The 22628-nt window shown below is 65.5% G+C and carries 19 protein-coding genes and 2 tRNA genes; 14 read left to right on the forward strand and 7 right to left on the reverse strand.

What is annotated here, in order from left to right; translation table 11 throughout:
- Positions 1 to 89: 89 nt before the first annotated feature.
- A complete protein-coding gene (locus tag ABD719_RS09370) occupies positions 90 to 881 on the forward strand; it encodes a DUF1206 domain-containing protein (RefSeq protein WP_344693113.1) in 792 nt (263 codons plus the stop codon).
- 307 nt (positions 882 to 1188) lie between these two features.
- Here the strand turns inward: ABD719_RS09370 and ABD719_RS09375 are convergent, their stop codons facing one another.
- Positions 1189 to 1440: a hypothetical protein gene (locus tag ABD719_RS09375; RefSeq protein WP_344693114.1), complete on the reverse strand. Its 252-nt coding sequence runs from the start codon at positions 1438 to 1440 to the stop codon at positions 1189 to 1191.
- Position 1441: 1 nt separating this feature from the next.
- Positions 1442 to 1603: a hypothetical protein gene (locus tag ABD719_RS09380; protein WP_192123586.1), complete on the reverse strand. Its 162-nt coding sequence runs from the start codon at positions 1601 to 1603 to the stop codon at positions 1442 to 1444.
- A gap of 153 nt (positions 1604 to 1756) precedes the next feature.
- Between ABD719_RS09380 and ABD719_RS09385 the strand changes: the two genes are divergently transcribed.
- The 8 genes from ABD719_RS09385 to ABD719_RS09420 all read left to right on the forward strand — a co-directional run bounded on the left by ABD719_RS09385 (position 1757) and on the right by ABD719_RS09420 (position 8841).
- A tRNA-Leu gene (locus ABD719_RS09385) sits at positions 1757 to 1841 on the forward strand.
- 61 nt (positions 1842 to 1902) lie between these two features.
- Complete coding sequence (gene tig, locus ABD719_RS09390; protein WP_344693116.1) at positions 1903 to 3558, forward strand: trigger factor; 1656 nt, start codon at positions 1903 to 1905, stop codon at positions 3556 to 3558.
- Between the two features lie 74 nt (positions 3559 to 3632).
- Entirely contained in the window at positions 3633 to 3833 is a 201-nt protein-coding gene (locus ABD719_RS09395; RefSeq protein WP_344693117.1) for a hypothetical protein, read from the forward strand.
- Positions 3834 to 3854: 21 nt separating this feature from the next.
- Complete coding sequence (locus ABD719_RS09400; protein WP_344693118.1) at positions 3855 to 4790, forward strand: glycosyltransferase family 2 protein; 936 nt, start codon at positions 3855 to 3857, stop codon at positions 4788 to 4790.
- A 106-nt stretch (positions 4791 to 4896) separates the two neighbouring features.
- Positions 4897 to 5586 (forward strand): ATP-dependent Clp endopeptidase proteolytic subunit ClpP, encoded by a 690-nt coding sequence (gene clpP / locus ABD719_RS09405; RefSeq protein ID WP_344693119.1) that lies wholly within the window; start codon positions 4897 to 4899, stop codon positions 5584 to 5586.
- 182 nt (positions 5587 to 5768) lie between these two features.
- Entirely contained in the window at positions 5769 to 7034 is a 1266-nt protein-coding gene (clpX, locus tag ABD719_RS09410) for an ATP-dependent Clp protease ATP-binding subunit ClpX (RefSeq protein WP_344693120.1), read from the forward strand.
- Between the two features lie 46 nt (positions 7035 to 7080).
- The gene (locus ABD719_RS09415) at positions 7081 to 7998 is read left to right on the forward strand and encodes a glycosyltransferase family 2 protein (protein ID WP_344693121.1); all 918 of its coding nucleotides are present in this window, start codon (positions 7081 to 7083) and stop codon (positions 7996 to 7998) included.
- 72 nt (positions 7999 to 8070) lie between these two features.
- On the forward strand, positions 8071 to 8841 hold the full coding sequence (locus tag ABD719_RS09420) for a hypothetical protein (RefSeq protein ID WP_344693122.1): 771 nt from the start codon (positions 8071 to 8073) through the stop codon (positions 8839 to 8841).
- A gap of 3 nt (positions 8842 to 8844) precedes the next feature.
- On the opposite strand, the gene ABD719_RS09425 is transcribed toward ABD719_RS09420, so the two are convergent.
- Positions 8845 to 9087: a hypothetical protein gene (locus tag ABD719_RS09425; protein WP_344693123.1), complete on the reverse strand. Its 243-nt coding sequence runs from the start codon at positions 9085 to 9087 to the stop codon at positions 8845 to 8847.
- Entirely contained in the window at positions 9084 to 10817 is a 1734-nt protein-coding gene (locus tag ABD719_RS09430; protein ID WP_344693124.1) for a M1 family metallopeptidase, read from the reverse strand. The genes ABD719_RS09425 and ABD719_RS09430 overlap by 4 nt, the downstream gene beginning before the upstream one ends.
- A gap of 133 nt (positions 10818 to 10950) precedes the next feature.
- On the opposite strand from ABD719_RS09430, the gene lon reads away from it, so the two are divergent.
- The 3 genes from lon to ABD719_RS09445 all read left to right on the forward strand — a co-directional run bounded on the left by lon (position 10951) and on the right by ABD719_RS09445 (position 13910).
- Positions 10951 to 13347 carry an endopeptidase La gene (lon, locus tag ABD719_RS09435; RefSeq protein WP_344693125.1) on the forward strand — a complete coding sequence of 799 codons (2397 nt, stop codon included), beginning with the start codon at positions 10951 to 10953 and terminating at the stop codon, positions 13345 to 13347.
- 163 nt (positions 13348 to 13510) lie between these two features.
- A complete protein-coding gene (locus ABD719_RS09440) occupies positions 13511 to 13783 on the forward strand; it encodes an HU family DNA-binding protein (RefSeq protein ID WP_344693126.1) in 273 nt (90 codons plus the stop codon).
- 52 nt (positions 13784 to 13835) lie between these two features.
- A tRNA-Val gene (locus ABD719_RS09445) sits at positions 13836 to 13910 on the forward strand.
- Positions 13911 to 14089: 179 nt separating this feature from the next.
- Here ABD719_RS09445 and ABD719_RS09450 read toward each other — a convergent pair.
- Positions 14090 to 15628, reverse strand: coding sequence for an ABC transporter permease/substrate-binding protein (locus ABD719_RS09450; RefSeq protein WP_344693127.1), 1539 nt, complete (start codon positions 15626 to 15628; stop codon positions 14090 to 14092).
- Entirely contained in the window at positions 15625 to 16377 is a 753-nt protein-coding gene (locus ABD719_RS09455; RefSeq protein ID WP_344693128.1) for an ATP-binding cassette domain-containing protein, read from the reverse strand. The genes ABD719_RS09450 and ABD719_RS09455 overlap by 4 nt, the downstream gene beginning before the upstream one ends.
- A gap of 75 nt (positions 16378 to 16452) precedes the next feature.
- On the opposite strand from ABD719_RS09455, the gene ABD719_RS09460 reads away from it, so the two are divergent.
- The gene (locus tag ABD719_RS09460; RefSeq protein WP_344693129.1) at positions 16453 to 17220 is read left to right on the forward strand and encodes an SDR family oxidoreductase; all 768 of its coding nucleotides are present in this window, start codon (positions 16453 to 16455) and stop codon (positions 17218 to 17220) included.
- A gap of 34 nt (positions 17221 to 17254) precedes the next feature.
- Here ABD719_RS09460 and ABD719_RS09465 read toward each other — a convergent pair whose 3' ends face one another.
- Positions 17255 to 19171, reverse strand: a complete 1917-nt coding sequence (locus tag ABD719_RS09465) for a rhamnogalacturonan lyase (RefSeq protein ID WP_425567145.1) — start codon at positions 19169 to 19171, stop codon at positions 17255 to 17257.
- A gap of 107 nt (positions 19172 to 19278) precedes the next feature.
- On the opposite strand from ABD719_RS09465, the gene ABD719_RS09470 reads away from it, so the two are divergent.
- On the forward strand, positions 19279 to 22614 hold the full coding sequence (locus ABD719_RS09470) for a TonB-dependent receptor (RefSeq protein ID WP_344693130.1): 3336 nt from the start codon (positions 19279 to 19281) through the stop codon (positions 22612 to 22614).
- Positions 22615 to 22628: the final 14 nt, after the last annotated feature.

Consider the following 22628-nt stretch of genomic DNA (forward strand, 5'->3'; position numbering starts at 1 on the left):
GCCGGTGTTCAGGCGACGACCGGCCACTTCGTAACTTTGGCGGAACGATCGCCCCTGCATGACGGTTGCCCGCGCAAAGGGAGACGTACATGCCGGGAATCAATGGGTTCGAGATGCTGGCGCGACTGGGCTTCGCTGCGCGGGCACTGATGTATGCCGCGATCGGCTATCTGGCGCTGCGGCTGGGGCGAACTGAGGACAATGAGGGTGCGCTCGCCTATATCCAAGGGGTCGGCGGGGGCATTTTGCTCAGCATCATGGCGATCGGGTTCCTCGGTTACGGCGTATGGCGGCTGTCCGAGGCGCTGATCGATACCGAGGGGCAGGGCACCGGCGCGAAGGGCATTGCGCAGCGGCTGGGCGGCGGCGTGTCCGGGATCATCCATCTGTTCCTGTGCTGGGCGGCGATTGGGCTGGCGACGGGCGGCAAGGGATCGTCGTCCGATTCGGCGGAACAGGGCGCATCCACCGCGCTGGCGCTGCCGGGCGGCAGCTGGATGCTGGTCGTCGTCGCCGCGATCCTGCTCGCGTTGGCGGCGTTCCAGATCGTCAAGGCGTACCGGCTCGGCTTCCTGAAGCATCTCGACCCCGCCGCCGCTGGCCGGCCATGGATCGCCTGGGTCGGCCGGGCCGGCTATCTGGCGCGGGGCGTCGTGTTCGCGATGACCGCGCTGTTTATGTGGGAAGCAAGCCGGCAGGAGCGTGCGGCGGCAGCCGGCGGCATGGAGCAGGCGCTGGATCGCATCCCCGACGACTGGCAGGTGCTGGTCGCGGCCGGGCTGTTCCTGTTCGGCGTGTTCAGCGCAGTTGAGGCGGTGTACCGCCGCATCACCGATCCGCAGGTGCTGGATCGCCTGCGCCGCCACGTATCGGCCGGTTAGAGCGGGATGACATTGGTCTGACCCGATCCGTCATTGCGAGTGGAGCGCAGCAATCCAGCGCCGGACCAAAAGGCTCTAGATTGCTTCGCTCCGCCCGCAACGACGAACATCCGGTTCAATTTGATGTCATCCGGCTCTAGGCTGGAGTGACGTGCCCCCGTTCGTCATGGCGGGCGGGGGTGGCGTGGTAATGGCGGATCGGCCCGCATCGCGTCATCGCCGTCCGGTTTCCCGTATCACGCGAAAAGGGGCGGCACCGACACGGTACCGCCACCTTCTTATATCGGCTGTCTTCCGTCGGAACGGATTATTGCGCGTCCTGATCCTGATTGCGGACCACGCCGCCGGTGCCACCGGTACCCGCAAAGTCACCGGGTGCCGTTACCGTATCCGGCCCGCCTTCGCCGCGTTCGACTGCGTCCGACCGGGCGGCGACCGCCTGTTCCAGATCGCTGCGCGCATCGTCGTCCCGCGCCGCCGGCGAGGATGCCGGATCGGTGCCGACGTGGCTTTCGGGCAGGGCATCGCCGTTCCGGTCGTCATGCTGGTCACCGGCCATCTCAGATCTCCGCCGGTTGCGCAGTGCCGGGGTCGTTGGCGGGGGTGCCGGGAGAGGGCTGATCGAAATCAGGGCTGGGCGTGGTGATCTCCGGCGGGGGGCTGTCGGGCTGGGCCGGCTGGGGGTCGGGGGTGGGGACCTCGGTGGGGGGCTGGGTAGCCATCGGTGCTTCTCCTTCGGGTCTTTCAACGCGGCAAGACACTTGCGGTTGCCTGCGTGCTTGCCGTAGGGCGTCGTGCTGGTATAGACGCCCGCCCAAGGGGCCGCCCGACGAAGCATTGTTTTGTCGGGACACCTCAACGACGGGTCCAGCAGTGCGGGCGTGGCGGAACTGGTAGACGCAGCAGGTTTAGGTCCTGCCATCGCAAGATGTGGGGGTTCGAGTCCCTTCGCCCGCACCAGTCCCGCCCGGCGCAAGGCGTGGTCGCCCGACAACAGATTTCTCCAGATCGAAGGCCAGCAATGCAGACTGTCGAGACGCTGAACGAGGGGCTGAAGCGCGCCTACACGCTCACCATCACCGCCAAGGACATCGACGCCAAGGTCGATGCCGAGGTGAAGCGCGTCGCCCCCCAGGTGAAGATGCCCGGTTTCCGCCCCGGCAAGGTGCCGACCAATCTGGTCCGCAAGATGCACGGCGAGGCGCTGGCGCAGGACGCGCTGAATTCCGCGATCCAGCAGGGCATCCAGCAGCTGATGGTCGACAACCAGCTGCGCCCCGCGATGCAGCCCTCGGTCGAGCTGGCCGAAGGCTATGAGCCCGGCAAGGATGCCGAGATCACGGTGACGCTCGAAGTGCTGCCGCAGGTGCCCGCCCCCGCGATCGACGCCCTGGTGCTGGAGCGGCTGACCGTGCCCGTCGCCGACGCGGCGGTAGATGAGCAGATCGCCAAGTTCGCCGAAGGTCAGAAGAGCTGGGACGATGCCGGCGACAAGGCGGCCGAGCAGGGCGACCTCGTCACCGTCGATTTCGTCGGCAAGACCGCCGACGGCGTCGCGTTCGAGGGCGGTACCGGCACCGACATGGGTGTCGAGATCGGTTCGGGCCGGCTGATTCCCGGTTTCGAGGACCAGATCGTCGGCGTGAAGGCGGGCGACGAGAAGCAGATCTCCGTCACCTTCCCCGAGGACTATCAGGCAAAGAACCTCGCCGGCCAGCCCGCGACCTTCGACCTCGTCGTCAAGTCGGTGAAGACCGCGGGCGAGGCCAAGATCGACGACGAGATGGCCAAGAACCTCGGGCTGGAAAGCCTTGAGCAGTTGCGCGGCCTCATCAAGGGCCAGATCGAGCAGGAGCATAACGGCCTGACGCGCACCCATATGAAGCGCAAGCTGCTCGACCAGCTGGCCGAGGGGCATGACTTCGAGGTGCCGCCGTCGATGGTCGAGGCCGAGTTCAGCCAGATCTGGGCGCAGCTGGAGCATGAGGCGACCCACGAGGCTGACCCCGAAAAGGCGAAGGCCGAGATGGAGGCCGAGCGCGACGATTACCGCAAGATCGCCGAGCGTCGCGTCCGCCTGGGCCTGCTCCTGTCCGAGATCGGTCAGGCCAACGGCATCGAGGTGAGCCAGCAGGAGATGAACCGGCTGATCGCGCAGGCCGCGCAGCAGTACGGGCCGGAAGATCGCCAGCGCTTCATGCAGTATGTGCAGCAGGAGCCGATGGCGGCCGCCCAGCTGCGCGCGCCGCTGTACGAGGACAAGGTCGTCGACTTCCTGTTCGAGAAGGCCGCGATCACCGACCGCGATTCGACCCGCGAGGAACTGGAAGCGGCGATCGAGAGCGAAGACGGCTTCGCGACCGGCACGCACATCCATAACCACGACGATCACGATCACGATCACGATCACGATCACGATCATGGGCATGACCACGATCACGGGCATGACCACGACCACGCCACCCCGGTCGCCCAGACCGAGGTGAGCGGCGACGTGGAAGACGCGCCGGCGCCCAAGGCGAAGAGGCCGCGCGCCAAGAAGGCCGCCGCCCCGGTCGACGCCGAGACGCAGGTCGCCGAGTCGGCCCCTGAGGCTGCCGAAAAGGCCGAGGGTGCGGAAGCCGCCGATGCCCCGGCCAAGAAGCCGCGGGCCAAGAAGGCGAAGTCCGAGGGTTGATCGCCCGATGACGGCCACCCCGGTCCAGCGATCGGGGTGGCCGTTACGGCATGGAAGGCGGAGACGGACAGCGCGTGGCGAATGGTGATCGCGGAGGAAATATCCAGTTGATCGTCGTGGCGGTGCTGGTCGTCGTCGCGGTGATCGCCTGGCTGGTGATGAGCCGTCACGACGAAGCCGCCATCGCGGTACGCGACGCCGATCAATGCTGGACCGCGACGTGCCGTGATACGATCCTGCAAGGCGGATACGAGCGGACCACGGGTCAGCAATAGCGTCACGGAGAAGACCCGATCATGACCGGCTCGCGCGCGCTTCGCATCGCCGTCCTGCTGCCCTGCTACAACGAGGAAGCGGCGATCGCGCAGACCGTCGCCGGATTTCGCACCGCGCTCCCCGACGCGGTGATCCATGTCTACGACAATAATTCCGCCGACCGCACCATCGAGGTGGCGGAGCGCGCCGGCGCGATCGTGCGGCGCGAACGTATCCAGGGCAAGGGTGCGGTGGTGCGGCGGATGTTTGCCGACATCGATGCCGATGTCTATGTGATGGCGGATGGCGACGCGACCTACGACGCCGCCTCCGCGCCGCTGCTGGTCCGGCGGCTGGTGGATGAACAGCTCGACATGATCGTCGGCAGCCGTGTCAGCCAAGTGCAGGAATCGTACCGGCGGGGCCATCGTTTCGGCAATGCGCTGCTGACCGGCATGCTGGCGCGGCTGTTCGGACGCAGCTTCACCGATATCCTGTCGGGTTACCGTGTCTTTTCGCGCCGGTTCGTAAAGAGCTTTCCGTCGCTGTCGGCGGGGTTCGAGATCGAGACGGAAATCTCGGTCCATGCGCTCGAACTCAGGATGCCGTGCGCGGAGATCGAGACACCCTATTATGCTCGGCCGGAGGGGTCGGAATCGAAGCTGTCCACCTATGGCGATGGCTGGCGCATCCTGTCGACGATCTTGACGCTGTACCGGATCGAACGGCCCTTGCTGTATTTCGGCGGGCTCGGCCTGTTACTGGCACTGTTCGCTGTCGCGCTCGCGGTGCCACTGGTCGTCACCTATGCCCAGACCGGGCTGGTGCCACGTTTCCCCACCGCGATCCTCGTCACCGGACTGGTGATCGTGGCGGCGCTGTGTTTCTTCGCGGGCCTGATCCTCGACACCGTGGTGCGGGGGCGGCGCGAGATGCGGCGGCTGGCCTATTTGACATATCCGGCGCCAGGGGGATGACCGTCAGGGCCCCCCCCCCGTTAACCCTGATCGTTTCGGGGCGGGGTTGAACTCCCCCGGCGGGCGGGCGACATAGGGGTTCTTCATGCCATCAGAGAGTTCATCCATGCACAATCCGTTCGAGACCGGCGATTTCGCGAGCCCGCTGGCGCAGGTCGGCGTCGGCTTCCAGCAGACCCGGGCCGGTCTGGTGCCGATCGTCATCGAGCAGTCGAACCGCGGCGAGCGCTCGTTCGACATCTTCAGCCGCCTGCTGCGCGAACGCATCGTGTTCGTGACGGGCGGAGTGGAGGACGGCATGGCCAGCCTCATCACCGCACAGTTGCTGTTCCTCGAATCGGAAAATCCGAAGAAGGACATCTTCATGTACATCAACTCGCCGGGCGGCGTCGTCACGGCGGGCATGGCGATCCATGACACGATGCAGTACATCCGCCCCCGCGTCGGCACGGTGTGCATCGGGCAGGCGGCATCGATGGGCAGTTTCCTGCTGGCATCGGGCGAACAGGGGATGCGTGTCGCGCTTACCAATGCGCGGATCATGATCCACCAGCCGTCCGGCGGCGCGCAGGGCATGGCATCGGATATCGAGATCCAGGCCAAGGAAATCCTGCGCATCCGTGCGCGGATGAACGAACTCTATGCCAAGTATACCGGCCAGCCGATCGAGGAGATCGAGCGCAAGATGGATCGCGACACCTTCCTGTCGTCGTCCGAGGCGAAGGACTTCGGGCTGATCGACGAGGTGTTCGACAAGCGGCCGATGCCGTCGGAAGACGGCGCGGCCACCGCCTGATCGCCTGCCCGCCCCATCGCCGCGCCCGGCCGCTCCGTCGCCGGGCAACCGGGCGCGGCCGGTTATCGCTTGTAGAGCCGGGGCGGGGTTGCCATATCTGTCGTCCGGCGTGATCCGCCTCTGGATCCGCCCATGCGCAATGTGTCGGTGCGGATGGCGTATCGACCAAGAGGGTTATCTTAATGACGAAGCTGAGCGGTGGCGACTCGAAGAGCACCCTCTACTGCTCGTTCTGCGGCAAATCGCAGCACGAAGTACGCAAGCTGATCGCGGGCCCGACCGTCTTCATCTGCGACGAGTGCGTGGAACTCTGCAACGACATCATTCGCGAGGAGACGAAGTCGGCGCTGGTGTCCAAGAAGGACGGGGGCGTGCCGACACCGCAGGAAATCTGCAACGTGCTCGACGATTATGTCATCGGGCAGAAGCAGGCGAAACGCGTGCTGTCGGTGGCGGTGCATAACCATTACAAGCGGCTGAACCACGGCGCCAAGGGTGCGGACGTCGAACTCGCCAAGTCCAACATCCTGCTCGTCGGGCCGACCGGTTGCGGCAAGACGCTGCTCGCGCAGACGCTGGCCCGCATCCTCGATGTGCCGTTCACCATGGCCGACGCGACCACGCTGACCGAGGCGGGTTATGTCGGCGAGGATGTCGAGAACATCATCCTCAAGCTGCTCCAGGCATCCGACTATAATGTCGAGCGGGCACAGCGCGGCATCGTGTACATCGACGAAATCGATAAGATCAGCCGCAAGGCGGAGAACCCTTCGATCACCCGCGATGTGTCGGGCGAAGGCGTGCAGCAGGCATTGCTGAAGCTGATGGAGGGCACCACCGCCAGCGTGCCGCCGCAGGGCGGACGCAAGCATCCGCAGCAGGAATTCCTGCAGGTCGACACGACGAACATTCTGTTCATCTGTGGCGGCGCGTTCAGCGGCCTCGAAAAGATCATCGGCGACCGGTTGCAGGGCAAGTCGATCGGCTTCGGCGCTTATGTTGCCACGCCCGAGGAGCGTCGCACCGGTGAGGTGTTGCGTTCGACCGAGCCGGAAGATTTGCTGAAGTTCGGCCTGATCCCTGAGTTTGTCGGCCGTTTGCCGGTAATCGCGACGCTGGAGGATCTTGACGTCGGAGCGCTCGTCAAGATCCTGAAGGAGCCGAAGAACGCACTGGTGAAGCAGTACCAGAAGCTGTTCGAGATGGAGCAGGTTGATCTGGGCTTCACCGACGAGGCGCTGGTGTCGGTCGCCAAGAAGGGCATCGAGCGCAAGACCGGTGCGCGCGGCCTGCGATCGATCCTGGAGGGCATTCTGCTCGACACGATGTTCGACCTGCCCGGCATGGACGGCGTCGACGAGGTGATGATCGACAAGGACGTGGTCGAAGGCCGCAAGGAACCCATCCGCGTCTATGCCGAGAAGAAGAAAGCGGGCGACGCGGCCTGACGGGGAGGTTAGGGGTCGTCGGACGGGTGGTATGCGGGGGCGTTGAATGACGGCGATTTCGGTAGCTTTGGCTACGTACAACGGCGAACGCTATCTGGAACCGTTCCTTGCTTCCGTCCGTGCACAGGACTGGCAGGATGTCCGTCTGGTCGTATCCGATGACGGCTCCACCGATCGCACGCGGGAAATGGTGGCTGCCCTGTGGGACGGGGCGGCCGTCCATCGGAACACCGCCGCACGTGGGGTGATCGGTAATTTCAGTAATGCGATGGCACAGGCCGGCGGAGGTTATATCGCGCTCGCCGACCAGGACGATGTCTGGGAGCCGAACAAGCTATCGTCGCTGATGTGCCGGATGCAGGAATGCGAAGCACGTCAGCCGGGGGCGCCGGTCATGGTGTTCAGCGATCTGAAGGTCGTCGATGCCGATCTGAACGTGTTGGGCGACAGCTTCTTCCGGTTCACCAGCAAAAGCCTCAAGGCGTCGAACCCCCGCGATTTCCTGCTGAGCAATCACGTGCCCGGCTGCACCATGCTGGTCAACGATGCGCTGATGCGGATGGCGTTGCCGGTGCCGGCAGAGGTGATGATGCACGACTGGTGGCTGGCGCTGGTCGCGGCCGCGTTCGGGGTGGTCGACAGTGTCGAGGAACCGCTGGTTCTCTACCGTCAGCATGGCTCGAACACGGTCGGCGCGCCGATGACGGAGCGGCTGTTTTCCCGCTGGTTCGGTCGCCTGGGCGAACCGATGCGGCGGCTGGACAGCTGTCGCCGGCAGGCCGCGCTCGCGCGTAATACCCTTTTGGCGTTTCGCGACAGGTTTGGCGATGCCGCGCCGCCGGCAGTGCAGGCGACGCTGCGCACGATGCTGGACGGCCATACGGTCGGGCGGCTGCGAGAAATACGGTCGGCCCGTACCGGCGAAACCCGGATGAAGGCCGCGATCGTCGCGGCGATGATCTGACGATCGCCGGTCGGTACGCTGACCGGGATGCGGCATCGACCGGCGGGTCGAGGATGGCGAGGGTCCAACACGATGTCCGATGATCCGGTAACCCTGCTGATGACCGCGACCGTTGCGCCCGCCGGCGGGATGCGGACGATGATCGCCAATGCGGACGCGCGGCGTGACGAATATCTACGCGCGCTGACATTCTATCGCGGCATGATCGGGCAGGGCATCGACCGGATTCTGTTCGTCGACAACTCGGCCAGTGACATGACCGCGTTCGAGCAAGTGGCGGCCGGCCATCCGATCGATGTGATGTCCTATCCCGGCATCGAATATCCTCCCGCCTATGGTTACGGCTATGGCGAGCTGGCGTTGATCCAACACGCGATGGACCATGTTCCGTATCTGGGTGACGGCACCGTCGTGAAGGTAACCGGGCGTTATCTGGTGTCGAACCTGCCCAAGGTGGTCCGTGCCCGCCGCGGCGTCGATTTCGCGGGCGACATCTGGAACCGGCGGCGTCCGTGGCTGGACATGCGGATGTTCATGTGGACGCGGGCCGGGTTCGACGCGATCCTTCGCGACCGCTATCTATCGCTGCGCGACGACGTGAACCGCCTGCCGCCGGAGATGATCCTGTCCGCGCAGGTGCTGCAATCCACCGACGTGCCGGTTCGCACCTATTTCTTCACCGATCCAAAGATATCCGGCCGACGGGGGATGGACGGCAAGGACTGGGGACGCGGCAGCCTGGCGGTAAAGCGGATCGTCCGTGCCGCGACCCGTCCGTTCATATTGGCGACGGGCAACTATGCCGGTGCGGCACGCGACAAGGCGGTGCCGCACCGGCGCTGACATTCATCGCGTCGGCCGTAACCGCGCCGCCAGCGCCACGCCCGCCGCCAGTTGCAGCGCGCCGTACCAGCGCCGCCGGGTCGGGCGTCCACCGAACGGGCGCACCAGTAGATCGACGGCGGCCAAGTCCGATCGCCATAGATCGACATGGCGGGTAGGCTGGAGCAGCCCGAGCAACCCGTCGCCGATCATGAACACTGCCGCCATTTCCGCCGCCCGGCGGATGCCGAGGGCGGTGTCGCTCATTTCGCCGGTCGACCCTGCTGTCCACTTTGCCACGCCTGCATCTCCTCGATCGCGATCGATCGTCTCAACACGCGGGCGTCGGGATCGATCACGACATGCGCCGAGGCGGGCACATTCAGCGCCGCGCGCCCGTCCGTCATCGGCAGGATTCGGCGGACGCCATCAATCGCCAGCTCGATGGGAAGCGGGAAGGGGCCATTCCCCGGCGCCCGCCATTCGAGCGTCAGCGTGTCGCCGGTCCGCGTCCGGATAAGGTCGGGCAGCGCCGCCTGGCGCAGGTACACGTCGAAGAACCAACGATAGTCCTTGCCCGTCACACGGGCGACGAAGCCCTCATATTCGGTCGTCGAGCCGAAGCGGGGCACGAAATTGCCGGGTTTCGGATCGAGGCGGCCATAGACGGCCAGCCGGGTCACGTCCCAGAACGCCTTGTCGCCGATCGCCCAGCGCAGCGTGTGGAGCATCCACGACCCCTTGTTGTAGATGTCGAGGCCGGGGCCGCCCTTGTCCGCTTCGTACACCTCCTCCTCGGTGATGACGCGGCCGCGGACGATCGGCACCCGGTTGGCGATGCCGCCGCGCTGGCCGTTCATCATCGCGGCGTACCGCGCCGCACCTTCGCGCCATTCGCCATAGGACGGCTGCATGTAGGTGCCATAGCCCTCGTGCAGCCAGTAATCGTCCCAGTTGGCGGCGGTCAGCTGGTTGGCGAACCATTCGTGCGCGAATTCGTGCTGGAACAGCCAGTCGAACCCCTCGGCCGCCTTGGCATAGCCGTTGCCATAGGCGTTAATGGTCTGGTGCTCCATGCCCTTGTGCGGCGTCTCGACCACGCCAACCTTCTCGTTGCCGAAGGGGTAGGGGCCGATCATGCTTTCAAAGAAGTCGAGCGTCGGGGCGAATTCGGCGAACAGTTTTTCCGCTTTCGCCTTCTCGCCGGGCAAATACCAGTAGAACATCGGGATCGCGTTGCCGAACCGGCTTTTATAGGTGCCGGCGATCTCCTCGTACGGCCCGACGTTCAGCGCGATCGCATAGGTGTTGGGATGGTCGGTGCGCCAGTTCCACGTCGTGCGCCCGTCGGGCAGCGTATCGACGCCGAGCAGCCGGCCGTTCGACGGCGCCTTCAGCCCTTTGGGCACGGTGATGTGCAGCGTCACGCTGCCCGGCTCCCCCTCCGGAAAGTCGAAGCACGGCCAGAACAGGTCGCAGCCATACCCTTCCGCCGTGGTCGCGAACCAGGTCGCGCCGGAGGGCGTCTTCGACCACACCACCCCGTCGTCCCACGGCGCACGCACCGCGACATGCGGGGTGCCGCCATAGGTGATGCGCGCGGATACCTTGCCACCCGCCGCGAGCGGCCGGGGCAGCGGAATGGTCAACTGTCCCTGGGGGTTCGACCAGCGCCCGGCGGGCAAGGCGACGCCATCGATGGCGATCGCGGTGACGGGCAGGTTGTGATCGAGATCGATCACCAGCCGGGCGACCGGTGCCTTCGCAATGAAATCCAGCGTCGCCACCCCGGTCAGGCGGTAGCTGTCGGGATGCAGCTCGAACGCCAGATCGGCCCGGTCGAACGTCAGCGCGGTCTGTTCGGCCGGGCGGAGGCCACCGGAGACCTTGGTCTGTTCGGTCAGGGCTGGCGTACCCTTGGCAGGCGGCGTGCCGGTCTGCGCGGCGGCGGTGGGGATGAACGCGACCGCGATCAGCGATGAAAGTATACGATTCATGATGCATCCTTGCGCACCGCCGATGGCTTGGCAAGACCGGATCACAATCAAGGCAGCGGCCAGATTGATGGATCGTTCGCACATCCCATATAAAGAACCATCGTGGCCCCGATCGGGGCCGACCGGAGTTTGCATGAACCAATCCTATCCCGTCCTGCCGCTGCGTGACATCGTCGTCTTCCCGAACATGATCGTGCCGTTGTTCGTCGGCCGCGACAAATCGGTCGCCGCGCTGGAATCGGCCATGAATGCCGACAAGGAAATATTCCTCGTCGCACAGCTCGATCCCGCCGAAGACGATCCCGCACGCGAGGATCTGTACGAGGTCGGCGTCACCGCCACCGTGCTGCAATTGCTGAAACTGCCCGACGGCACCGTGCGCGTGCTGGTCGAGGGCAAGGAGCGCGGGCGGCTGGACGAACTGACCGCCGGCGAGACGCACCTGACCGCGACGATCGAGGCAGTCGCCGATCTGGAGCCGGAAGGCGTCGAAACCGAGGCTCTGATGCGCTCGGTCGTAGGCCAGTTCGAGAATTACGCCAAACTCAACAAAAAGCTGCCCGCTGAAACCGCGGTGCAACTGGGCGAGATCGACGATGCGTCGAAGCTGGCCGATGCGGTGGCGGCGAACATCGCCGTAAAGGTGGCAGACAAGCAGGCGCTGCTGGTCGAAACCGACCCCGCCAAGCGGCTGGAGATGACTTTTGCCTTGATGGAGGGCGAACTCGGCGTCCTGCAGGTCGAGAAGAAGATCAAGAGCCGCGTCAAGCGCCAGATGGAGAAGTCGCAACGCGAATATTACCTCAACGAGCAGTTGAAGGCGATCCAGCGCGAGCTGGGCAATGGCGACGAGGAGAATGAAGGCGACGAACTCGCCGAACTTACCCAGAAGATCGCGACGCTGAAACTGTCGAAGGAGGCGCGGACCAAGGCGACCGCCGAGCTGAAGAAGCTGAAGACGATGGCGCCGATGAGTGCCGAGGCGACGGTGGTGCGCAATTACCTCGACGTGCTGCTCGGCCTGCCCTGGGGCAAGAAGACCAAGGTGAAGAAGGACATCGCCGCCGCACAGGCGGTGCTGGACGAGGATCATTACGCGCTGGAAAAGGTGAAAGACCGGATCGTCGAATATCTCGGCGTGCAGGCCCGCACCAACAAGCTGAAGGGGCCGATCCTGTGCCTCGTCGGTCCGCCGGGCGTGGGCAAGACCAGTCTCGGCAAGTCGATCGCGAAGGCGTGCGGGCGCGAGTTCATCCGCCAGTCGTTGGGCGGCGTGCGCGACGAGGCCGAGATCCGGGGCCACCGCCGCACCTATATCGGCTCGCTGCCGGGCAAGATCGTCACCAACCTGAAAAAGGCGGGGGCATCCAACCCGCTGTTCCTGCTCGACGAGATCGACAAGCTGGGTCAGGATTTCCGCGGCGACCCGGCGTCGGCGCTGCTGGAGGTGCTGGACCCCGAACAGAACGGCAAGTTCCAGGATCATTATCTGGAGATCGACCTCGACCTGTCGGACATCATGTTCGTCTGCACCGCGAACACGTTGAACCTGCCGCAGCCGCTGCTCGACCGGATGGAGATCATCCGGCTGGAAGGCTATACCGAAGACGAAAAGGTCGCGATCGCCGATCGCCATCTGGTGCAGAAGCAGATCGACGCGCACGGGCTCAAGCCGGACGAGTTCACGCTGACCGACGACGGGCTGCGCGCGCTGATCCAGCAATATACCCGCGAGGCCGGTGTCCGCACGCTGGAGCGCGAGATCGCCAAGCTGTGCCGCAAGGCACTGCGTCGCATTCTGGAGGGCAAGGCGACGTCGGTCACGGTGACGCCGGAGAACCTGCACGAGTTCGCCGGGGTACAGAAATACCGCCACGGCCTTTCGGAGACGGAGCATCAGATCGGTGCCGTTACCGGGTTGGCCTGGACCGAAGTCGGTGGCGAGTTGCTGACGATCGAAAGCGTCACGGTCGGCGGGCGCGGCGCGGTGAAGACCACCGGCAAGCTGGGCGACGTGATGAAGGAATCGGTCGAGGCGGCGTGGAGCTTCGTGAAGGCGCGGGCGCCCAGCTATGGCATCAAGCCGTCGCTGTTCCACCGCAAGGACGTCCATGTCCATCTGCCCGAGGGCGCGGTGCCCAAGGACGGGCCGTCGGCCGGTATCGGCCTCGTCACCTCGCTCGTCTCGACACTGACCGGCGTGCCGGTGCGGCGCGAGATCGCGATGACCGGCGAGGTGACTCTGCGCGGTCGCGTGCTGCCGATCGGCGGGCTGAAGGAGAAGCTGCTGGCGGCGCTGCGTGGCGGCATCACCACCGTGCTGATCCCGGCGGAAAACGAAAAGGACCTCGCCGAAATCCCCGCCAATGTGAAGGAGGGGCTGACGATCATCCCGGTCGCGCATGTCGACGAGGTGCTGCGACTGGCGCTGACCGAGCCGCTGGTGGCGATCGACTGGACCGATGCCGACGAACTCGCCGCCCTGCCGCCGCAGGGAGTGCCGACGGCGGGGGCCGAACTTCACCATTGATGACTTGGGTAATAGTGATGGGACGATCCGATGGGTCGTCCCGTCGTTCGTCGCGACGATCGCCTAGGTCGGTTGACTTCATCGGGGCCGCGCCTGCTATTGGGCGGCTCGTGCGCGCGGCCCGGCCTGCGCGTGGACCATGATTCGTGAAGGGGGTTCGTCCATGAACAAGCAGGAGCTGATCGCGACGGTGGCCGATCATTCGGGACTGGCGCGCAGCGATGCGGTGAAAGCGGTGGAGGCGGTGTTCGACACCATTTCTGCCACTCTCAAGAAGGGAGAGGAAGTGCGCCTGGTCGGGTTCGGCACCTTCTCCGTCTCGCGGCGCAAGGCGTCGGCAGGGCGCAACCCGCGCACCGGCGAACCGATGACGATCAAGGCATCGACCCAGCCCAAGTTCAAGGCGGGCAAGATCCTGAAGGATTCGGTCAACTAACGGCTGGACAGGCGCGGGGCGGCCGACTAATGGCCTCCCTCCGCACGAGGATGGGCGCGTAGCTCAGCGGTAGAGCACACCCTTCACACGGGTGGGGTCACAGGTTCAATCCCTGTCGCGCCCACCATCCTCGGCAGCCACGACACGGCCCGCATATCCGCAATGGATATGCGGGCCGTGTCGTGTTTGGGGCGGTGTCGGTTCCCATACCCACAGTCACTGCGAGCATATTGAAGCAATCCAGCGCCGCGCGTGCCGCCCTGGATCGCTTCGCTGCGCTCGCAATGACGGATGATGGGATAGGTCCTAAAGCCCTAGTCGACTCGCCAGCCAGCGCGCCGCCTGTTCCGGCGTTTCCTTGTCCGCATCGCGGTCGACCCGGTAATTCGCCTGCCGCATCGTCGCTACGTCGATCTTCCCCGCCAGCGGTCGCAGCGCGGCGGTGAAGCGGGCGTCGGCCGCCCGGTCGGGCGCGAGCAGCAGGATCGCATCGTATCCCGGTATCGCCCGGCGCGGGTCGGCCAGCACGCGCAGCCGCTCCGCCGCGATCCGCCCGTCGGAGGAGAAGGCAGTGATCGCGTCCACCCGCCCGCTGCCCAGCGCGCGATACATGAAGGTGGGGCTGTACGGCGTGGTCGCCGCGAAGCGCATCGGATAAGCGCGGCGCACTGCCACCCATTCGGGGCGTTCGAGAAATTCCAGATCGCTGCCCAGCCGCAGGCGCGGCGATTGCGCGGCGAGATCGTCCAGCGTCGCGATCCGCCGCGCCGCTGCGACGCGTTCCGGCATCGCGAAGGCATAGGCATTCTCGAACCCCAGCGGTGCCAGCAGCCGTACCCGGTGCGTCGTCCGCGCCCAATCGGTGATGGCGGCGAGCATGGCGGGGCGGGCGGGCACGTCGCGCCGGTGCATCTCGTTGCTCCAGATCGTACCGGCATAATCGACATAGACGTCGATCGTCCCGCTCGCCACCGCGCCGAAGACGACCGCTGATCCAAGCCCGTCACGATATTCGACGCGGTAACCCGCCCGTTCCAGCCGCTGCCCGATCAGTCGAGCGAGGATATATTGCTCGCCAAAATTCTTCGCACCGACCACCACAACCGGGCCGTCGCCGCCGCGCGGCCAGGCGGGGGCGGTGGCGGCGACCAGCCCGATCGCCAGTGCCACCAGCGCCCCCAGCCACAATGGCCGCCGACGCGTGGCGATGCCACGTTCGACCAGTCCGATGCCGGCATCCACCGCCAGCGCCAGCGCGGCGGCGGCGACGCAGCCGGCGAGCACCAGCCCCCAGCTTTGCGTCTGCAACCCGGCGAAGATCAGGTCGCCCAGACCGGGTTGGCCGACCGTGGTCGACAACGTCGCCGCGCCGATCGTCCACACCGCCGCCGTCCGCAGCCCGGCGATGGCGACCGGCGCGGCCAGCGGCGCCTCCACCAGCCGCAGCTTCTGCCACGGCGTCATGCCCACCGCGTCCGCTGCCTCGACCACCGCCGGATCGATCCCGTTCAGCCCCGCCACCGCGTTGCGCAGCAACGGCAGCAGGGCATAGAGCGTCAGCGCCAGCAACGAGGGCAGGAAGCCGAGCGCGGGGATGCCGCCCCCGACCAGTGCGGACAGGCTGAGCAACACCGGAAAGAACAGCGCCAGCAGCGCCAGCGACGGGATCGTCTGGATCAGGCTGGCGAACCCCAGCGCGATCCGCGCCACCCGTGGCCGCCGCGCCGATATGATGGCCAGTGGTGCGGCGATCGCCACGGCGAGCGCCAGCGCGGCCATCGCCAACAGCACATGCTGCGCCAGCAGCGGCGGCACCCGGCCCAGCGCATCGAGAAAGGCGTTCATGGCACGAGTTCCGCCAGCCGCGCCGCCTGCGCGCGCGGCACGCCGACCAGCGCCTGCGCCGCATCCCCGCCCGCGCCGGCCAGCAGCGCACCCGGTGTCTCGTCCGCGACGATCCGTCCCGCCGCCATCACCACCACGCGGGTCGCCAGCAGCAGCGCCTCCGCCATGTCGTGCGTCACCAGTACCGTTGTCAGCCCTAGTTCGTCGTGCAAAGCGCGCAGTCGCCGGCCGAGCGCGTCGCGCGTGACGGGATCGAGCGCGCCGAACGCCTCGTCCAGCAGCAGCAGCTTCGCGCCCGGCGCCAGCGCGCGGGCGATGCCGACCCGCTGGCGCTGGCCGCCCGACAGCTCTGCGGGCATCCGGGTCGCCACGGCACGCGGCAGTTCGACTAGATCGAGCAGCCGCCCGACATCGGCAGGCGGATCACCCGCCAGCTTCGGGCCGATCGCGATGTTCTGCGCCACGGTCATGTGCGGAAACAGGCCGATATGCTGAAACACATAGCCGATCCGGCGGCGGAGCGCGGGGGCGGGGCCGGAGGCGACATCTGCCCCGCCCACCAGCACTTGGCCAGCGCCGGGCGGCACCAGCCGGTTGACCATCCGGAGCAGGGTCGACTTGCCCGATCCCGACGCACCGACCAGTGCAACGAACGCGCCTGTGTCGATCGTCAGCGTGACGCCGTCGACCGCCACCACCGTGCCGTAGCGCCGCTCGACCCGGTCCCAGCGGATCGCGGGCGGTGCCATGGGGGAAGGGGGCGATTGCATCCGGCGCGACGATGGGGGAAGCCGGTGCGACAAGCAATAAGGGAGAGGGGACGGATGCGCGCGATCCTGATTACCGGCGGCGGTTCCGGCATCGGCCGGGCGACGGCGCAACTGTTCGCCGCGCGCGGCTGGCGGATCGGGCTGGCCGATATCGATGCGGACCGGCTGGCGGCGACGGCGGCGCTGCTGCCGGCGGGGGCGGCGATCTATGCGATGGACGTGTGCGACCGGAATGCATGGGCGGCGATGCTGGAGGATTTCGCGCGGGACGGCGGGTTCGACGTGCTGTTCAACAATGCCGGGATCGCGGCGGGCGGGCCGCTGGCGGCGATGACGGGCGCGGCGATCGACCGGGTGATCGCGATCAACCTGACCGCGATGATCGACGGCGCCCGGCTGGCCTATCCGTACCTGAAGGCGAGGTCGGGATCGTGCCTGCTCAACACCGCGTCGGCGGCGGGCATCTATGGCTCGCCCGGCCTTGCCACCTATGCCGCGACCAAATGCGCGGTGCGCGGGCTGACCGAGGCGCTGGACGCGGAATGGGCGCCCGACGGGATCAAGGTGCGTGCGCTGATGCCGGGCTTCATCGACACGCCGCTGCTGGATGCGACGCTGGCCGGGTCCAACCGCAGCGCCCGCGACGGCGTGGTTGCTGCCGGGCTGGAATTCACGGCGGTGGAGCGGGTGGCGGAGGCGGCATGGGCGGCGGTGCATGGCGACCGGCTGCTCTGGCCGATCGGCCCCACCGCCCGCCGCCTCGCCTTCGCCGCCCGCTGGCTGCCCGGCCGCCTGCGCGCGAAGCTGAGGGCCGGGCGGTAGCGGCTGGCTTTCCCCCTTAGGGTGGGGTGAGCGCCTATTTCCCCGTCAGCCGCCTCGCCAGATCGAAGCTGGTGTGCGGCGGCTGGTTGTACGCCGTGTTCTGCCACGCCACGCCCAGCCGATAGACCGGATCGTGCATCAGCGTCGCCAGCCGGTAGGTCGTCGGAAACGGCGTGGCATAGATGCGCAGTTCACGGCTGTCGGCGCTGCGCACCAGCAGTTCCTCGCGCCAGTCGCCCAGGATATCGGCGCTGAGGGCGGGGTTCTTCTTGGTGCCGTTGTTCGACTCGGTGCCGTCGGCGATCAGCAGCGGACGCTCGCGCCCCGTCTGCCAGTCCCATTTGTCGATGCGATTGCCGTCGAGGAGTTCGCGCTGGGCGTCGCCGTCCCACCAGATCGCGAAGTTCGCCGCGCGCGGGCGGCCGCCGGGGATCGGCTGGCCATGCACGTCGAACAGGTCGGGGGCATTGGACGCCCAGGTTTCCGCACCCGGATGACGCGGGTCGATATCGGCGGCAAGCCCGCGGCCGGTGTCGGTATCGGCAGGCTTGGTCCACAGCACCCGGCCGGTGCGGGCATCGAGCATCGCCGCGCCGATGCCGCCATTGCCCCGCACGTTTTCGTGCACGCCGAACTTTTCCAGTCCCGGATTGGCGGGATCGAGATCTGAGACGTGCATCGCGTCACCATGCCCCAGCCCGCTGCTCCACAGGCCGCGGCCGTTGTCGTCGATCGCCATCGATCCGTAGATCACCTCGTCACGTCCGTCATCGTCGACATCGGCGACCGACAATTGGTGATTGCCCTGGCTGGCATAGGCGGCGTTGCCCGGCGCGGCGGAATCGAACATCCACCGCTGCACCAGCTTGCCGCCGCGCCAGTCCCACGCCGCCACTGTCGAACGCGCATAGTAACCACGCCCGAACACCGCGCTCGGCCGGCTGCCGTCGAGATAGGCGACCCCCGCCAGATACCGGTCGGACCGGTTGCCATAGCCATCGCCCCAGGTTTCCGCCAATGCCGCGGTGGTCGGCGTGAGCGAGGCGGCGTCGCGGGGCGGCGCATAGGGCGCGGTGGCGAGCGCAGCGCCGGTGCGGCCGTCGAACACCGTCACGAATTCCGGCCCCTTCAGGATGCGGCCGACCAGCGGCGCGACCCGGCGGCCGTCGGGCAGCGTCTTGGCACCGGTGCGGTCGCGCTGGTCGACCTCGCCGTCCGCAGGCGTGCTGCGCCAGTCCGCCGCCGCATCGCCGACCACGCGGCCGGCACCGTCGACCGTGCCGTCGGCGGTCTTCATCATCACCTCCGCCCGGCCGTCGCCGTCGAAATCGTAGACCAGGAACTGCGTGTAATGCGCACCGGAGCGGATGTTGCGCCCCAGATCGATCCGCCACAGCCGCTTGCCATCCAGCGTATAGGCATCGATCAGCGTCTCGCCGGTATAGCCGGGAAAGGCGTTGTCCTTGGCGATCGTCGGATACCATTTGACGACGATTTCGTACCGGCCATCGCCATCAAGATCGCCGACGCTGGCATCGTTGGCGGTATAGCCATAGCGTTCCCCGGTCGGGGTCGTCCGTTCCGCCGGCACGTCGAGCGGGATGGGGAGGTATCCCGCACCCCACACCGCCACCGCCGCCGACCGACCACCCCTGCCGATCGCCTCGATCGCGTAGCGAGAGGTCGCGGTGCCGGTCTTGTCATGCACGCTGGTGGCGCCGCTGCGATCGACCGTGGTCAGCCTGCGTCCGTCGCGATACAGGTGAAAGCGCGTCGCGGCGGGATCGGTCGCCAGCAGCCGCCACTGCACGTGATTGCCGCCGTCATCGGCCGGCACCGCGACCAGCCCCCGGTCCAGCCGCTCGATCTGCCGGACGGGTGCTGCCGGCGAGACGGCTGGAATCATCATCGTGCCAGCCAGGATCATGGCCGTGAACGTCGGGCTTCGCATCGAATCATCCTCATCTTTGTCCTAACATATGGGCACATTTTCGATATGTTGAAAATAGGCTTGCATCCTGTCCCACCTGGGATATGGCGAGCCACAAGGCATGGAAAATGCTCGCGATGCCGACCGACGGCGTCGTCAGGGATGGAATACTGGGGAGGTTCAGGGTGAAGACGTTTCGTAACCGGGCTATCGCGATCCGCGGCGCCACGTCGATGATCGCGCTGGTGACGGGCATGGCCGTTGCCCCCGCCGCGATCGCCCAGACCGTGCCGGCCACGCAGACGCCGACGGACACCACCGGCAGTCAGGCCGTCGATCCCGCGCCCGAAGCCGTCACCACCGCGCAGGACCCGGCCACGCCCGACACGCCGGAAAACACGAACCCCGAAGACATTATCGTCACCGGCACCCGCGCCTCGCTGCAATCGGCGATCGCGCGCAAGAAGAACGCTGGCACCGTGGTCGACTCGATCGTCGCCGACGACATTGCCAGCTTCCCCGACAAGAACGTCGGCGAAGCGCTGGGCCGCATCACCGGCGTGCAGTTGAGCCGTACATTCGGCGAGGGAAACCAGATTTCGATCCGTGGCGTCGAGCCCGATCTGAACCGCGTCGAGATCAACGGCGTCAGCCAGCAATCGGCAAACGGTGCCCGTGGTGGTGATTTCCGCGAACTGGCGGTCGAACTCGTCAAGTCGATCGACGTATACAAGGGATACACCGTCGACCTGACCGAAGGCGGCATCGGCGGCACCGTCAGCGTCGAGACGCGGCGGCCGCTCGAACTAAAAAGTCCGATCTTCAGTGTGAAAGGTGAGGCGCAGCATCTCGACCTGACGGAATCATGGAAACCACGTTTCAATCTGACCGCCGGTCGTGGCGATTACCTCGACAACCGCCTCGGCTTCATCGTCAACGTCACCTATTCCGACGTTGATACGCGCGAGGATTATGCCGCCAATACCAATTGGGGCCGGATCGCCGATTTTGACCGCTCGTCTACCAAGACGATCGCCAATCCCACTTACGCCAACTACGCGACGTACGAGAGCTGCTCGGGCGCGACCGGCAATACGCAAGCGGTGGCCACCGCCAATCGTCTCGCCTGCGAAACCCAGTTCTTTGACTGGGCGCCGACGATCGCCCGCTATCGTACGCTAGATCGCAACGACAAGCGTACTACCGCCGATTTCCAGTTACAGTTCAAGGTCGCCGACAATTTCAACATCTGGGGCCAGGCACAGGTCAACCAGCGCATCCAGCAATTGCGCGACGCCAACTATGCGGTGAATGCCGGCTCGGTCGATCGCTTCAATTTCGATGGCCCGATCACCCCGGTCGGGCGTGCGTTGGGCACTAATCTGTTCGAGGGCGCAAGCCGTCAGCGTATCACCCCCGGTACGTTCAGCGTCGATCAGGAGACACACACCGTCACCAGTTGGGTCACCCAGGCGAACGGCATCAATACCGGAACTGCGGCAGCGCCAACCTATCTGGGTGCAAACAGCATCGTCAGCGTCCAGCGTCGTGATTTCGACTACAACCAGCTGACTCAATACTATCAAACTGGCTTTAATTACGAGTTGGACCGGATGAAGGCGATTGGGCTCGCGTCCTATTCGAAGGCGAAGCTCATCAACAACACCAATCTGGTGTCGATCAGCACCGGCGTTGGCAGCATTCAGGTGGATCGCCGCAACGATGCCGGCGTACCCGTGCTAATTTTCCCGGAAAGCTTCGATCCGGCCAACCCGGCTGATTACGCCAACTTCAATCGTACGGGGGCCAACGGCCAGCGGCTGCTACAGCCGGGGCCAAGTGTCCAGTATCGTCCAGAAGATGCGGGCACCAGCGAGAAGCAGTTGAAGCTGGACGTCGATTACGACACCAGCGACCTGTTGCCACTGCTCAGCAGCGTCGAATTCGGAGGTCAGTATCGCGAGTCGGAATATTTCCGCTATCTCGGTGGCGGTAACCGGTTGTTGCGTCCTGCGGTGACTGCGGTGCCGGCACAGGGCATCGTTGCTTCTCCAGCGGTATTCCAGACCAGCGCCAACGTCTCGCTGAACACGATCATCACCGATACGCCGCCTGCTGTCCGTGCCGCCAATACGGTGTATCTCACGCAGGCGCAGTACCAGCAGTTCGTCGCCCAGAATGCGGGTGTCACCAGCGGAGCGCCACTGTTCACCGGGCTGTCCGCCACACCGGAAGGCGCGCCGACACGACTGGCGATCCCACTGTTCAATTACGGCAATCTGTCACGTTATTACGATCTGTCCGGTTTCGATCAGGATAACGTACGCTCGGCGGACGGCCTGCCGCAAATTCCCAGCTACGTCATCAACGAAGATATCGTCGCCGGTTACTTGAAGTTCAATTTCGAGCAGGAATTCCTTGGCATGCGACTGACCGGTAACGCCGGTATGCGCTATACCTACACCCGTGATCGGGGCACGAGTGTGAACACCCGGGTCGAGCGACGGATCGTGCCTGGGACCGGCGTGACGCTGCCTAATGGAACCATCATTCCCGCAGTGACGGAGAATTTCACTGCTCAAGTTCAGGAAATCACGCTTCAAAACGATTATCACGATTGGTTGCCGGCGGTTAACTTCAACCTTGAAGTACAGCAGAACCTGTTTGTACGCGGTAATTATGCCAAAAATCTGGCACGACCGCGGCCGACCGATTTGTCGCCGTCGATCAGCTGCACGTTCGATACGCTGGATACGGTTGGGATCAACGATGTCTGCACGGCAGGCAACCCCGCTTTGCAGCCCTATCGTGCCGACCAGTACGAGGTGAACGTATCTTGGTATCCCACGCCTGATACACTGGTAAGCCTTGGCTATTACTATAAGGACATTAAGAGCTTCGTGCTGCCGGCGCAGACGCGGGCGGACGTCAATCTGTTTGGTGACGGCGTGCTCTATACTGTCCGTCAGCCGGTTAACGGGTTCGGTGCCAAGCTGGACGGGTTCGAGGCGAGCGCGCAGACGGTTTTCACCTTCCTGCCGCAGCCATTTGACGGCTTCGGGCTCAGTGGCAACTTCACCTATGCTCGTGTACTAAATAATGCGCTGACCAATGTTGCGACGGGCGATCCGCTCAACGCCTATCCGGGTCTGTCAAAATTCACGTACAATGCCAGCGCTTTCTATGACAAGGATTGGCTCAACCTGAAGTTCAATTTCAATCGCCGTAGTTCGTGGTTGCAGGTTGCAGCTGACTCAAACAACGGCAGCAATCCGATTTTCCGGAAAGGTGAAACCTATCTCGACGCCAAAGCGCTGATCCGGCTTTCGCCGCGCTACAGCATCTGGGTGGAGGGGCAGAACCTCGGCAAGGAATTCACCAAGACCTATATCGATGCAGCCCGGCCGATTGAATATTCCTATCCCGGCCAGCGCATCACGGTGGGTGCGCAGTTGAAGCTGTAAGGTGAGGGACTGGC

Source organism: Sphingomonas cynarae (assembly GCF_039537815.1).
Classification (GTDB): domain Bacteria; phylum Pseudomonadota; class Alphaproteobacteria; order Sphingomonadales; family Sphingomonadaceae; genus Sphingomonas; species Sphingomonas cynarae.